This is a genomic window from Actinomycetota bacterium (assembly GCA_030018275.1).
Taxonomy (GTDB): domain Bacteria; phylum Actinomycetota; class Aquicultoria; order Subteraquimicrobiales; family Subteraquimicrobiaceae; genus Subteraquimicrobium.
This window is the reverse complement of sequence record JASEGB010000003.1, coordinates 91922-104404: the sequence shown is the minus strand read 5'-3', so window position 1 is coordinate 104404 and position 12483 is coordinate 91922. Positions and strand designations below refer to the sequence as shown.

General features: G+C 43.4%; 16 protein-coding genes and 2 pseudogenes. 1 reads left to right on the top strand and 17 read right to left on the bottom strand.

Features of this window, described 5'->3' with window-relative positions:
* Window positions 1-303: 303 nt before the first annotated feature.
* The 17 genes and pseudogenes from QMD66_02125 to ubiE form a co-directional block, all read right to left on the bottom strand.
* On the bottom strand, window positions 304-702 hold the full coding sequence (locus tag QMD66_02125) for a putative toxin-antitoxin system toxin component, PIN family (protein MDI6821663.1): 399 nt from the start codon (window positions 700-702) through the stop codon (window positions 304-306).
* 2 nt (window positions 703-704) lie between these two features.
* Window positions 705-962, bottom strand: coding sequence for a ribbon-helix-helix protein, CopG family (locus QMD66_02120; protein ID MDI6821662.1), 258 nt, complete (start codon window positions 960-962; stop codon window positions 705-707).
* 156 nt (window positions 963-1118) lie between these two features.
* Window positions 1119-1463 carry a DUF3024 domain-containing protein gene (locus tag QMD66_02115; protein MDI6821661.1) on the bottom strand — a complete coding sequence of 115 codons (345 nt, stop codon included), beginning with the start codon at window positions 1461-1463 and terminating at the stop codon, window positions 1119-1121.
* Between the two features lie 757 nt (window positions 1464-2220).
* Window positions 2221-2460 (bottom strand): annotated as a pseudogene (locus tag QMD66_02110) (trypsin-like peptidase domain-containing protein).
* 330 nt (window positions 2461-2790) lie between these two features.
* Window positions 2791-3267: an HNH endonuclease gene (locus QMD66_02105; GenBank protein ID MDI6821660.1), complete on the bottom strand. Its 477-nt coding sequence runs from the start codon at window positions 3265-3267 to the stop codon at window positions 2791-2793.
* A gap of 415 nt (window positions 3268-3682) precedes the next feature.
* Window positions 3683-4075 (bottom strand): hypothetical protein, encoded by a 393-nt coding sequence (locus QMD66_02100; GenBank protein MDI6821659.1) that lies wholly within the window; start codon window positions 4073-4075, stop codon window positions 3683-3685.
* 11 nt (window positions 4076-4086) lie between these two features.
* Window positions 4087-4323 carry a DUF5678 domain-containing protein gene (locus QMD66_02095; GenBank protein ID MDI6821658.1) on the bottom strand — a complete coding sequence of 79 codons (237 nt, stop codon included), beginning with the start codon at window positions 4321-4323 and terminating at the stop codon, window positions 4087-4089.
* A gap of 178 nt (window positions 4324-4501) precedes the next feature.
* A complete protein-coding gene (locus tag QMD66_02090; GenBank protein MDI6821657.1) occupies window positions 4502-4714 on the bottom strand; it encodes a hypothetical protein in 213 nt (70 codons plus the stop codon).
* Window positions 4715-4923: 209 nt separating this feature from the next.
* Window positions 4924-5235 carry a nucleotidyltransferase domain-containing protein gene (locus tag QMD66_02085; GenBank protein MDI6821656.1) on the bottom strand — a complete coding sequence of 104 codons (312 nt, stop codon included), beginning with the start codon at window positions 5233-5235 and terminating at the stop codon, window positions 4924-4926.
* 272 nt (window positions 5236-5507) lie between these two features.
* Complete coding sequence (locus tag QMD66_02080) at window positions 5508-6113, bottom strand: DUF5655 domain-containing protein (protein ID MDI6821655.1); 606 nt, start codon at window positions 6111-6113, stop codon at window positions 5508-5510.
* Window positions 6113-6376 carry a hypothetical protein gene (locus tag QMD66_02075; protein ID MDI6821654.1) on the bottom strand — a complete coding sequence of 88 codons (264 nt, stop codon included), beginning with the start codon at window positions 6374-6376 and terminating at the stop codon, window positions 6113-6115. Before QMD66_02075 ends, QMD66_02080 begins: the two co-directional genes overlap by 1 nt.
* Window positions 6377-6476: 100 nt before the next feature.
* On the bottom strand, window positions 6477-6620 hold the full coding sequence (locus QMD66_02070) for a hypothetical protein (protein MDI6821653.1): 144 nt from the start codon (window positions 6618-6620) through the stop codon (window positions 6477-6479).
* Window positions 6621-6643: 23 nt separating this feature from the next.
* A pseudogene (locus QMD66_02065) lies at window positions 6644-7342 on the bottom strand (helicase).
* A 165-nt stretch (window positions 7343-7507) separates the two neighbouring features.
* A complete protein-coding gene (locus tag QMD66_02060; protein ID MDI6821652.1) occupies window positions 7508-8113 on the bottom strand; it encodes a flavin prenyltransferase UbiX in 606 nt (201 codons plus the stop codon).
* A 12-nt stretch (window positions 8114-8125) separates the two neighbouring features.
* On the bottom strand, window positions 8126-8998 hold the full coding sequence (locus QMD66_02055; protein ID MDI6821651.1) for a UbiA-like polyprenyltransferase: 873 nt from the start codon (window positions 8996-8998) through the stop codon (window positions 8126-8128).
* Entirely contained in the window at window positions 8967-10412 is a 1446-nt protein-coding gene (locus QMD66_02050; GenBank protein MDI6821650.1) for a menaquinone biosynthesis decarboxylase, read from the bottom strand. Before QMD66_02050 ends, QMD66_02055 begins: the two co-directional genes overlap by 32 nt.
* A 15-nt stretch (window positions 10413-10427) precedes the next feature.
* The gene (gene ubiE / locus QMD66_02045) at window positions 10428-11180 is read right to left on the bottom strand and encodes a bifunctional demethylmenaquinone methyltransferase/2-methoxy-6-polyprenyl-1,4-benzoquinol methylase UbiE (protein ID MDI6821649.1); all 753 of its coding nucleotides are present in this window, start codon (window positions 11178-11180) and stop codon (window positions 10428-10430) included.
* Window positions 11181-11337: 157 nt separating this feature from the next.
* On the opposite strand from ubiE, the gene mqnE reads away from it, so the two are divergent.
* On the top strand, window positions 11338-12474 hold the full coding sequence (mqnE, locus tag QMD66_02040) for an aminofutalosine synthase MqnE (GenBank protein MDI6821648.1): 1137 nt from the start codon (window positions 11338-11340) through the stop codon (window positions 12472-12474).
* Window positions 12475-12483: the final 9 nt, after the last annotated feature.

The following is a 12483-nucleotide window of genomic DNA, read 5'->3' as shown; positions in this document are numbered from 1 at the left end:
GACAATGAATTACTAGAGACATTCAAGAGGTGCCTTAATTTATCTAATGAATTGAAGCCCATCAAAGCAAGTGGATTTATGGTCAAACCTGCTTTAGAGTGGTGTTTAGTAATGTTGCTTTTTATCGATGGTTACTACAGATTGACTTGACACCAAACAAGACTCACACGGTTGGTGAATTAGATATCCCAGAGGAATTCTTTGCGGACTTTATACGTAGACATTTAGATGGTGATGGAAGCATTTTTATTTACGAAGACCGCTATAATGCCTTCAAAGATGTGTTCGATTTCCAAAATGTTTTTACGTCAACCTAGAAACAAGTTCAGCTGCTTTAATGATGGGTATATTTTGAAATTTCTTTAGGGCTAGAAGGTGTTTGTCACCTAATACAATAAAGTGAGCCTTCCCCTCAACAGCGCATTCCAGAACTCTATTATCAGGATCATCGTGAAGCACTCTTAGTTTTTGGGTTGGCTTGATAAGCTCCGAGGAATAGCCAATCGTCTTGATCGCTTCAGCGATATCTTCATCCGCCCAAAGAAACTTGTCCTTTAAACAAGTGGCAAATTCAGCAAGGATACTTAAAGATGTGAGAAGTTGAATCTTTTTGGATCGGGTAAGCTGGAATAGCTTCTCAGGATTTCCACCAAATATGAAGGCTGAAAGGAGGATATTGGTATCGAAAACCACACGGTACACTTTTAGCTCCGAATTCCTCGAGCCTCGTGTACCAGTTTCTCAATGTCCTCCTCTGAGGTAATATTGAGCCTTTTTGCCGTCTCTCTACCCAGTCTTCTTAAACGCCGCCAGCGTTTTTCGTCAAGGTAATCCTCATAGACGCTGATCATGTCGCGGAAGAGCTCGCTTTTAGTCTTTCTCTCCTGTTTAGCTAGTCTCTCAACCTCTTCAAATACTTGAGGCGGAAGAGAAATTGTAAGTGTCTTTGTCACTCTACCCATCGAGATGCCCCCACATTTGTTTGTCTTACTAAGTGTTACAATACATGTTTTTATACCTAACGTCAAGTGTTCCTCGGACCCATGTCAAATGAAAAGCCGGCTTCAATCTGGTAAGGAATAGAAAACTAAAGACCTGACACTTCTGTTTATTGCTTGTTAGCCAAAGAAGCAGCCATAAGGGTCTCGATCAATCTCCTTTATAGCTGCCTCAAAAGATGAGTACTCGCCATAGCCGTGCCACTTTAAGTCGCTTCTCATCCAATAAAGCTTCCAGATATTTCGACTTTTAATGAATTGAATCTTGGCACATTCTTCCAAAAAAGGTTCTTTAGAAGGGAACCAATCTCCGTAAGGCTCCCTTAAATGTCCGATGATGTAACCGTTTGAGACCTTAATTACTCGGAGGGGCAGTTTGGGATAATTCCTATGTTTGAGAGCCTGAAGGATTTTCTGCTGAATAAAGTCAGATTCTTGCCTTTTGCCCTTTTTATCTGCTGCCATTTCTCGTTTAAGTTAACGCCATTGCACGACTTTGATTTCACGCAGGTTAAAACAGGGGCGGTATGGCACAAGGAGGTAGATGCTCCAGCAAACTGGATCAAAAGCCGCACAGCGCGGACTGTCCTGACACCTCAGGTTTTTTTCAACCTCAGACCTGATACTTGGACCGGTGCTCCAACCGCCCCCTTATATCTTGCCATACGCAAATAAAAAATCAACTCTTCATTCCCGAAATTAGGACATTTGAAGGATTAAATGGGGATTTCTCAAAACTCCAATCCATCTGCTTGGTCAACCACCAAAAGGTTCAAAAGTTCTCTTAAGTATTTTGAACCACGAGCTTTCGTGCGTAAGAAGAATAATCTGATAATCGTTATATCTAATGATTTTATTTTCACATTGCAGCTCCTTCAACGATCTTTATTTCCTCGTCTGTTAAGCCGCCTTTTTTATCTAACGCCATTTCTTCTTTAGCCCCTTTCCCTTTCCGCGTTCTTCATGGGTCAGCCCGTGAGTTGTAGACGATTTAGCCTACGTCTTCTATATTCTCTAAATCTTCCTAAAATCCTTGCCCTGCCCACGGCAAAACAAAAACCGCTTCCGCGGTTCGGAATGAAAGAATAAAACAATCAAAAAGGGAGATAAATGTCAAAAAAAGAGCCGTCCCTTTTTATCTATACTCGTCTCCTATTTCTAACACACTTAAACTCCTTTACTGTCAGCGTTTGTATAACTTCTTATAAATAAAGTCAATGCGAACAGCAAACCCCATACCCTCCGCTGGAGGGCGAGGCAAGGCAAAAGTCGTAATCCCGATGACTTCTCCATCCTTGTTTACAAGGGGGCCTCCGCTATTTCCTGGATTAATAGCAGCATCGGTTTGAATGACTGCGGGATAAAGAGCACTTATAATGCCTGAAGTCACAGTGGGCTTTGATAGACCAAAAGGGGTACCAATGGCGACAACCATGTCACCTATTTTTAATTCATTTGTAGACTCGTATTTTTGTGATGAGACCAAAAGGCAGCTCCTGTGACGGAGACAGCTATGACGCCTAATAAAACTACTATAACTATAGCTATAATCGGTAAGCGGTTTTGACGAGGATTATTTAGATCTTGCATCTTGCTCCCCTTAATAATTCTCACATCTTAAAAACGCTCAGTTACTATTTGCTTTGACATCGCCTACACTTTAAAAACGAAAGGTAAGTTTAAATTGCTCCACTGTTTGAAATAGCTGAAGTATCGGGAGTTTGCAGGTGATTTGGTTGATGAGCCAGTCACTTTGTTAAAAAAGAGAATCGTCCCAAAATTTTCCAAAATTTTAAACTTTTTCGATTTTAAATATGGCTAAATCCATGACATCCAATTTGCCATCTTTGTTTAGATCGGTATCATCGAGTATTCCTTTCTGCTCATGGAAGTCATAAACGAGTTTAAGGTATTTGCTCAAGACAAGTTGGGGAATCTCCTCCATCCTTTCGATGCCATACCAGTAGAAAATATCCTTGTCCCCTTTTGAAGAGTTACAGCTTTTGCACGCCAAGACTAGATTGCTTGTTATGTCTGGCCCGCCTCTATTCCGAGGGATGATATGGTCAAAGGAAAGATTTTCTTTACATCCGCAATAAACACAGCACTCCTCCTCAAGGATCATTTTCTTGTCGTCCCTTAAGATGTCACTCATCTTTATCTCACCACTTTTAAGCTTCTTGAAGCGACTGACGATAAAACCGTAGTTCTTTTCAAAACCAGCGGATTTAGCTATGAGCTGAGCATATTCCCAAGTAGATAAGGTCACGAATCGTCTTTATCATCGGTGGTGGCATACTATCACCTTCCTAACTTCATGCAACGATTGTGATATTTTGGACTTTATGAACCAATCTTGCTTTCTTTAGATTCTCTAAATCTTCTTAAAATCCTACAGGCGTGCGCAACAAAAAACAAAAACCGCTTTCGCGGTTTAATTTGTCCGCATCCTTCCGCTTGGTAATGCCCCACAGACAATGTGCAAAGGCATTAGTCTAATATTCTTTCAATGCTTTATCTTTCCTCTTTGCACCCCCATTGTGGACGAATTGGTCGACGAGTCAGAGCTTGTCCTTGAGCAAAGCGAAGGATTGAGTAAATTTGCAGTCATGACTCATCTTTTGAAGTTCGCAGGCTTGCGCAGTGTGCGACACCGCTTTAGTTTTAGATAAGTTTTATTAAGCTTATCTGGGTTTGATCTCTACTTCTTCTTTAAGGTAGTCAAATTTGACGATAAACTTATCGAAGAAACCGACCTGCCCGACAATCCCATAAGCATAGGGACCCATATCAGATGAAAAGCCAGCTTCAATCTGGTAAGACCAACCACCGAGTTTCATCTCAATAGAATGCATATACATAAACGCTCTGTCTCCAGTGACGCCTGCAAACTCTCTCTTCACTCCCTTCGTTATAGGAAGATTAAGAATCTCAGCGATTTCTGCATCAAAGATGCAGAAATCCGCTCCCGAATCAATTAGAACTTCGTAAGAAATAGAGATGTCTTGGTAAGAAAGTTCGATGGGAATAATTGGGCGGATTATACCTGGCGTAACTCTCTTGTATGGAAATCTCATTGGCTCCCTACTTAGCCAATGTAAGGGACTATTTCCCTTGGAATTTTCATCAGAATGGGCTTCTCAAAACCCTTGGCTTTCGCTTTCTTGTAAGCAACTGAGGCTGTTTTGCCACTGCTAAGCACCGTTTGCTCATCTTTGGCAAGAGCTACCCACTTTCCTTTATATTTCTTATAGACATCGGTCAGATCAATCGCTCCCATTTTATCCTCTCCCTTTACTCCCCTTTGATACAACCATTGAGACATCTCTATTGTACCCATTTTGCTTCGGAGAGCAAGGGTATTTATATTCTCCAGGTGGAATGATATCTGGAATGGTCGGATTTTCGGATTGGCGCTCGACACCGATTAGGTTCATAGAAGATTTGGTCGATGAACCAGCTGATTTGTCAAATTATTCAAGCCCGACCCCAACCTCACAACCTCAATCAGGTGCTAGTCGAGGATGTTTCTCTTTTACCCAATTTTTGACTTTTTGGGCAAATTTTCTTGCCTCTTTTAAGATATCTTTCGCTTCCTTCTCCGATATCTTACCCGCTCGATTATAGTCGGCAATATTCCTTTTTACACGACAAGAACCGAAATAATCCACCAATTCTTCAAATTCTTTACCTAAAGCAATCCTTGCAAATTCCAAGGTAGTTGCATGATGTCCGGTGCCTCTGGCTCAGTAGCCCTCACAATGCACTATTATTGTCGCAGATTGCAAAACGGCATTGTAAGCAGTGGCGAATCTTCTATCAGTGGATAACTTTTCTATGGAAGCATCCTTTAGATCCTCTCTCAACGATGGTGAAAAGGTCTTTTATTTCCTTCGCGGAGGTCTTATGTCGACTGATTTTCCCCTCATCGAGCAATCTTTTGTAAGTCACTCTCGCTGCCTTTTATAAAGATTTTAGCCGAGTCCAAAACTTCAGATATAAAGTGATCCTTTGTTTGAACTTTCCTTGTGAACTCCTCTGGAGTATATAAGGCATAGTTAATCTCTCTACCACTAATTCCTTGAGCCTTTCTAATCAGCTTATGGAGATCCTTGCTCGGGATTTCACCGACCACGAAAAGGTCGATATCGCTTGAGATAGTCTCCCGGTTTTGAGCATAAGAACCGTAGATAAAGGCAACTAGAATATCTTTCTCGCCATGTAGATTATCGCGCAAGATAGAGCCTAAACCAGAGGTCTTTAGAACTATCCCTTTTAACTCGGGATACCTTTTGTTTCAGCAAGCTCAGCAGGAGCTATATCTTCTGTGAGGAAGATTTTATCGTCGAAGCGGGCTAGTTTCTTTGCGTGAAAGTTTGTAGACGATTTGGCCGATGAGCCAGTCGGTTTTTTAAATTTTTAGCAGTCAGTGCCTGACTTGCTCCGCATTCAAAACATGGAACTTATTAGGAGGAAGTTTCCCTTTTCTCCATCAACTCAAACTCGCTTCTATGTGGTTGAGGCAACGGTTTCGTAAGCTTGTCGAATTAGTTCCACTGCTCTATTCACATCTTTAGAAGAATTTATTTTCACATTTACGCCGAAGAGGTCGCCTTCTTGGACTTCTCTAATTTTGCCGATTCCATAAAGTTCCTTTGTGGTTTTGGGAAGTCTCAAATCTATTGAAAGCTGAGTCTTTTGAAACCAAAAATAGGCGAATGTAATGCCACTAATTTTATAGTATATAGTTGATTTTCCAACCTCTTGCTGGATGTTAGGGTCAATTTCAGTTATCTGATTATCCATTGAAGTGAAAACATCTTTAATTACGTCTTCGCTGACACGCTCAATGACTCCACCTTTGGAAATCTCTTTGATCGATGCTGTTTCTATCGGTTTTAGTTGAGTATAAGAAATAGTTTGATTTTCGTAAAACCTGACTTCCCAAAGCTCAATTGGTAAGTCTTTGAAGTTTATTGCTTCAATTTGATAAGGCGTGAAGTAAGGAGAAATAAATATTACTTTGGACTGAGTCCAGTCTACATCTTTGCGGTGAAGAGTTTTGTCCTTTTGCTCGTTATACTCGAGAATGCATTCTCCTTTGTTGCTTAACATCAATGACAGATAGGCATAGCCTTGATCGACAACGCTAAGCTCTTGTCTTTCTTGTATTCGATTATCACAAATGATTTTGTTTCAGGATTGAAAGCAAGGGTATCTATAAACCTATCATTTAGTTGGAATTCAGTTTGAACAAATTCAAGCCCAAACAGAGTTTCAAGATTTTCTTCAGTTAGTTTTTGTAGATCTTTCTCTAAGCTGAAAGACTTTTCTTTAATCAGTTTTAGCCTCTTGCCATCGATTTTATAAAGTGGCATTTATGCCCTCCTCTATAATTTGGATTTCCTCGTCTGTTAGATCATAGAGTCTACCTGCACATAGTAGTAGGTGATTTGGTTGCCAACTTACAAGAAACAACTACTCTTCTTCCTCTTTCCATTCCAAAATTTTGGCTTGGATTTGGTTGAGGGTTTCTTTTGTTTTGAGTTCTAAGGTGCTTTTATCTATTCCTTTCTCAGATTTCGCTGAAAGCTCTATTTCTAACTCAATCTCAGCGGCCATCAGCCATTCGTTAGGTAGTTCTTTTCTTTTATAGCCTCGGTCCCCATCACCTTTCTAAGTTCACTGAGCTTGGTTTCGATCTCCTTCCTCTCTGCCTCTCTGGCCAATTTAATGAGCCCATCGAGCTTTTCCACCTCTTCCTTGAGCTCTTCAAGTGTTTCAGAGGTGGTGAGTTTCTCAAGAAGGTCGTCTTCTACGTGCCATCTTTCTTTTTCGGTGAAGTCCTCAAGTCTTTCTTCATCGATTCTGCCTTCCTCCGGGAGTATTCTCCCCAGCTCTAAGTATGCCTGGAGGCGCTTTCTCCTTCTTTCGAGAGATCTTCTTATCGCTCTAAGGCTCGATGCCATCCTCTTCTGAAGAATAATGAGAGCAAAAGCGACGTTTCTTTTCTCTTTTGCCAAAGCCTTGTTATAGTGTTCCTCCACATACTGAGTCACCGCATTATAAAGTCGCTTTTCATCCTCGCTCAAGCGATACTTAATTGTTCTCACTTCCCTGGGAGGGAAAAGGGGTCTTTGATTAAAATCCTTTAAATCTTCTTTTAGTCTTCGCACGTAGAGAGGGTTGTCCTTGCTTTGGATGGACTGCTCAAGCATCTCCGTAGTGGCGAAAAAGCCTGGTTCGAGAAGATCGAGGAATAAGCGGAAGTTCTCCGGGTCTCCCCTATGAGGAGTAGCGGTGAGGAAAAGAAGAAACTTGGTGTTTCTTGAGATGAGCTCACCAAGCTTTTATAAATCTTATTCTACGCTCTCTTTGCTTTTCCTTCATCCAAAGAACTTTTTCCAAACCACCAAACACTGTTCAGAACCGTTACCAACCGAAGTCTAAAATTGAAAATAAGGATTTATTTGGCCTGGTAAAATGGTGTATGGAGGTCTGACCCGTGGTTATTCTCCCCAGCGTAGGTAAAGATCATGCTCGATGCCTAAAATATCCATGACCCTACCTACAATAAAGTCCACCAAATCATCTATGTTCTGTGGTCGATGATAAAAGCCGGGCATGGCCGGGACGATAAAAGCCCCTGCTTGGACGAGGGTGAGCATATTCCTCAAATGTATCTCATTCAAGGGAGTCTCCCGGGGAACGAGAATGAGAGGTCTTCTCTCCTTTAACATCACATCAGCCGCTCGCTGGATGAGATTTGAGGAAATCCCTTGAGCCACCCCAGCCACCGTTGACATACTACAGGGAATGATTATCATTCCATCCGTCTTGCAAGATCCACTACAGATGGGTGCACTGAAGTTGAGGTAATCGATGTATTCCAAACCACGGTCATCGGGTTTTAATCCCAACCAATCCTTAAGCCGTCTTTCTCTCTCCCTCTCATCCCCCTCCAATTGAAAATCGAGCTCGTGAGCGAGGACTTCCTCGCCGGGTTTGGAGATTAAAAATTTTATCTGATGTCCTCGGGAGAGAAGCACTTCAAGAAGACGCTTTCCGTATATCGTTCCGCTCGCTCCCGTGACAGCCAGGATGTAGCTGGACACCTTGCTCTCCCATTAGAAACGGAGACTTAAAACCGTGAAAACGAACATGAGGATACTGATAAAACCATTGGTGGTAAAGAAAGCCTCATTCACCCTGGATAGATCATCCGGAGATACGAGACGGTTCTCATAAGCGAGCAAGAAAGCGACTACTGTGACACCCAGATAATAAAATATCCCTGCACCCATCGATAAACCCACACCAATGAGGAAAATTACGGTCAATACATGCAGGAGAGCTGTCACTTGAAGTCCTTTTTTAATCCCAAAACGGGCGGGAATGGAATAAAGCCCCTGTTCTCTGTCTACCCTAACATCCTGGCATGAATAGATGATGTCAAATCCCGCCACCCAGAAGCACACGGCTAATCCGAGCAAGATTGGCACCAGGCTAAGACCATTCCTTATGGCCACCCAAGCACCCAAGGGAGCCAGCCCCAAGCAAAGACCCAATAAAAAATGGCTGGTCCAGGTGAATCTCTTGGTGTAAGGATAAACGACGAAGGGGATGATCACCAAGGGCCAGAGATATCGGCAAAGGGGTGCTAACTCGTAAACAGCCATCATGAAAACGAAAAAGGAAATCAGGGAGAAAAGTACCATTTCTCTTGTGGAAAGCAATCCCCGTGGGAGAGCGCGCTGAGAAGTTCTGGGGTTTCGAGCATCTATCTCTTTATCTATCAAACGATTCAAGGACATGGCCAAGGTGCGAGCGCCTACCATGGCCATGGTAATCCAGAAAAAATCCCTAAAAGCGGGGATACCTTCCACGGCTAAGAATGCACTCATATAAGCGAAGGGAAGGGCAAAGACCGTGTGCTCGAACTTTATCGTCTGGAAAAATAGGCTAATTTTATTCAAGCCCATACTCGTCCCACTTCTCATCGACCAGTCTCCTTATCTCCTCATCCATCCTTATATCATCGGGCCACTCACGGGTATAGCCTTCCTCTCTCCATTTCTTGGTGGCATCGATTCCCATCTTGGAACCCCAATTTGGGGTATTGGAGGCGTGATCCAACACATCCAGAGGTCCTTTGGTAAATATGATATCCCTCTCCGGGTCCACGTTGTTGAAGACCTTCCAGGCTACCTCGGAAGGATTTTGAACATCGACATTTTCATCGACGACCACTATCATCTTGGTGAACATCATCTGTCCCAACCCCCAGAGGGCATTGATCACCTTGAAAGCATGCAAAGGATAGCTCTTCTTTATGGAGATTAAGGCACAGTTATGAAAAACGCCTTCCATAGGTAGATTAATGTCCACGATTTCGGGTAGTTGGGCTTTGATAAGAGGAAGGAATATCCTCTCCGTGGCCTTGGCCATATAGCAATCCTCCATAGGTGGTCTTCCCACAATGGTTGCGGGATAAATTGGGTCCTTTCGATGAGTAATGCACTTGATGTGAAACACCGGATATTCGTCGGGTAGAGAATAATATCCAGTGTGATCGCCGAAGGGACCCTCCAGACGGCGCTCGAATGGATCGACGTAGCCTTCCAAGATAATCTCCGCGTGAGCTGGGACCCTAAGATCAACAATCTTGCAGGCAACCACCTCAACGGGCTCCCCTCTTAAAAACCCCGCGAATAGGAGTTCATCGAAGCCACGGGGAAGGGGCGCAGTTGCAGAATAGATCGTGGCCGGGTCTCCTCCCAAAGCTACCGCCACCTCGAGGGGTTCACCTCGCTTAACACTTTCTCGGTAAATCTGAGCCCCATCGTGATGTATGTGCCAATGCATTCCACAAGTCCTCTCATCAAAAACCTGCATACGATACATCCCTATATTCTGCCGACCGGTGGGAGGATCTTTGGTGATCACTAAAGGAAGGGTGATGAATCTAGAGGCATCCTTGGGCCAGCATTTTAAAATGGGGAAAATTTCCAAGCTGAAATCTCGATTTAATACAACCTCTTGACATGGAGCCCTTTTAATGAGCTTGGGTTGAAGACCAGTGACTTCCTTGAGTTTCAACAGGGTGCTAATTTTCTGGCGAAAAGTCGAGGGAAGCTCCGATGGGAAAAGGGATTGTAGTCTTTCCGCAACTTGGTCGAGGTTCCCAGCATCCAAAGCCCAGCTCATCCGTTTAAATGAACCAAAGGTATTTATGAGGAGGGGCATTTGCGATCCCTTAACGTTTTCAAAGAGAACGGCAGGACCCCGGCTTTTGCTCACCCGATCTATGATCTCGGTTATCTCCAAGACCGGGTCCACGAGCGTGCTCACTCGGTGCAATTCTCCCCTTACCTCGAGAAATTCAATAAATTCTCGAAGGTCTTTAAACGCCAATTTCTACCTCCGTGATCAAGATTTTATTCCCAAATGTATGGCTACTATTCCTCCGGTCAAATTGTAATATCGAACCTCGCCGAAGCCCACCTTTTCCATGATGATTTTCAACTCATCCTGGCTGGGAAACTCTCTGATCGAATTGGGTAGATAAAAATAGGCATCGGACTTCCTGGAGATGAACCCCCCAATTTTAGGGAGAATCTTAAAGGAATAAAAATCATAAAGTGTCCTAAAAATGGGGGATGTGGGATGGCTGAACTCCAGACAAATTGCCCTTCCATTGGGTTTTAACACCCGGTGCATCTCCCTGAATACCTTATCGATATGGACGACGTTTCTCATGCCAAAGCCCACGGTCACTGCGTTGAAGGATTCCGCTGGAAATTTCAGCTCTTCGGCATTCCCATAGACAAAGTTACAGTTGATAATTCCCGCCGCCTTGACTTTCTCCTGAGCTAGCTTCAACATCTCTTGACAAAAATCAAGGGCAACGACCTTACCCCTCGATCCAACCTTCTTGGAAAGAAGAATTGCCAAATCTCCGGTACCTGAGCATATATCCAGAGCGGTGTCTCCAGGAGATAGGTTGGCTAATTTTACCGCAAATTTTTTCCAATGATGGTGTAAGCCGAAGCTTAAAAGCGTGTTTAAAACATCGTAACGTTTAGCTATAGTGGAAAATATTGATTTAACGTATCTCTCTTTTTCCTCAGCCGAAACCAGATTGTTTACCCTATCTCCCCTTTTAACGTCAGTTTCCTCCATCTCCCCAGTTCCTGAACTTATATACCCTTCCAGCGCTTACTAATTGTATATCAAAAGCTCCATTTTTCAAACAATTTTTCAGAGAAACATCTTCAAAGAATCTCAAAAAGAAGGTATACTACTACAAGTTCAACCCTTCCATTTTAAGGAGTTCTCGATGTCGGAGAAATCCTCGAGTGTATATCAAGAGAGGACGGTGCAAAATTTCCTTAAAGACGGAAATTTATCCGATATCTTCGAAAAAATCCTAGCGGGGGAACGGCTTTCGAGGGAAGATGGGATCAGAGTCTACCAATCAGATGATCTACTTCAAATTGGCTACCTCGCCGACCTGGTAAAACAGAGAAAAACCGGCAACTACGTTTATTTCATCAACAATAGGCACATCAATCCCAGCAACATATGTATTAACAGGTGCAAATTCTGCGCCTTTAGCCGAGACAAAGAAGATCCCGATGCCTACACCATGAGTCTAGATGAGATTATGGAAGCCGCTTTGGAATCCGCACCAAGGGGTATCACCGAGCTCCATATCGTGGGCGGTCTTCACCCCGACCTTCCTTTTACCTTTTACCTGGAGATGGTCAAAGGACTTAAAGAGGCTCTTCCCCACGTGCATATCCAAGCCTTCACAGCGGTGGAGATAGATTACTTCTCTAGAATCTCAGGGCTTTCCACCGAAGGAGTATTGAGACAACTCAAGGATGTGGGATTGGGATCCCTCCCCGGAGGAGGAGCGGAGATTTTCAGCGAGCGGGCCCGTAAAAAGGCATGGGAGAAAAAGATAAGCGGAAGTCGCTGGTTGGAGATAATGCGCACGGCTCATAAACTCGGCATAAAGTCAAACGCAACGATGCTTTACGGTCATATCGAAACCATCGAGGAAAGGATAGACCACCTACTGTCTTTAAGACGATTGCAGGACGAAACCCGAGGATTTCAAGCCTTTATCCCCCTAGCCTTTCACCCCAAAAACACTGAGTTATCTCGGCTCAGCTTCACCACCGGGCGCGATGACCTAAAAACGCTGGCTATAGCCAGGTTAATGTTGGACAACTTCGATCACATTAAAGCCTTCTGGATAATGATAGGAATAAAACTCGCTCAAATATCGCTTGCCTTTGGCGTCGATGATATGGATGGGACCATAGTGGAGGAGAAAATCACCCATGCCGCCGGAGCTGAAACCCCAGAAGCTATATCCAAATCGGCACTGATCAAGTCGATCAAAGACGCCGGTCGAACTCCTGTGGAAAGAGACACCGTCTATAACGTCCTGAAGATATACAACTAGGAGATGTCA

Excerpts from the sequence above, each read along its gene's own strand:
- QMD66_02120 (MDI6821662.1), bottom strand. The coding sequence starts at position 962 with ATGGGTAGAGTGACAAAGACACTTACAATTTCTCTTCCGCCTCAAGTA.
- QMD66_02115 (MDI6821661.1), bottom strand. The coding sequence starts at position 1,463 with ATGGCAGCAGATAAAAAGGGCAAAAGGCAAGAATCTGACTTTATTCAG.
- QMD66_02100 (MDI6821659.1), bottom strand. The coding sequence starts at position 4,075 with ATGAGATTTCCATACAAGAGAGTTACGCCAGGTATAATCCGCCCAATT.
- QMD66_02095 (MDI6821658.1), bottom strand. The coding sequence starts at position 4,323 with ATGTCTCAATGGTTGTATCAAAGGGGAGTAAAGGGAGAGGATAAAATG.
- QMD66_02080 (MDI6821655.1), bottom strand. The coding sequence starts at position 6,113 with ATGTTAAGCAACAAAGGAGAATGCATTCTCGAGTATAACGAGCAAAAG.
- QMD66_02075 (MDI6821654.1), bottom strand. The coding sequence starts at position 6,376 with ATGCCACTTTATAAAATCGATGGCAAGAGGCTAAAACTGATTAAAGAA.
- QMD66_02070 (MDI6821653.1), bottom strand. The coding sequence starts at position 6,620 with ATGGCCGCTGAGATTGAGTTAGAAATAGAGCTTTCAGCGAAATCTGAG.
- QMD66_02055 (MDI6821651.1), bottom strand. The coding sequence starts at position 8,998 with ATGAGAAGTGGGACGAGTATGGGCTTGAATAAAATTAGCCTATTTTTC.
- ubiE (MDI6821649.1), bottom strand. The coding sequence starts at position 11,180 with ATGGAGGAAACTGACGTTAAAAGGGGAGATAGGGTAAACAATCTGGTT.
- mqnE (MDI6821648.1), top strand. The coding sequence starts at position 11,338 with ATGTCGGAGAAATCCTCGAGTGTATATCAAGAGAGGACGGTGCAAAAT.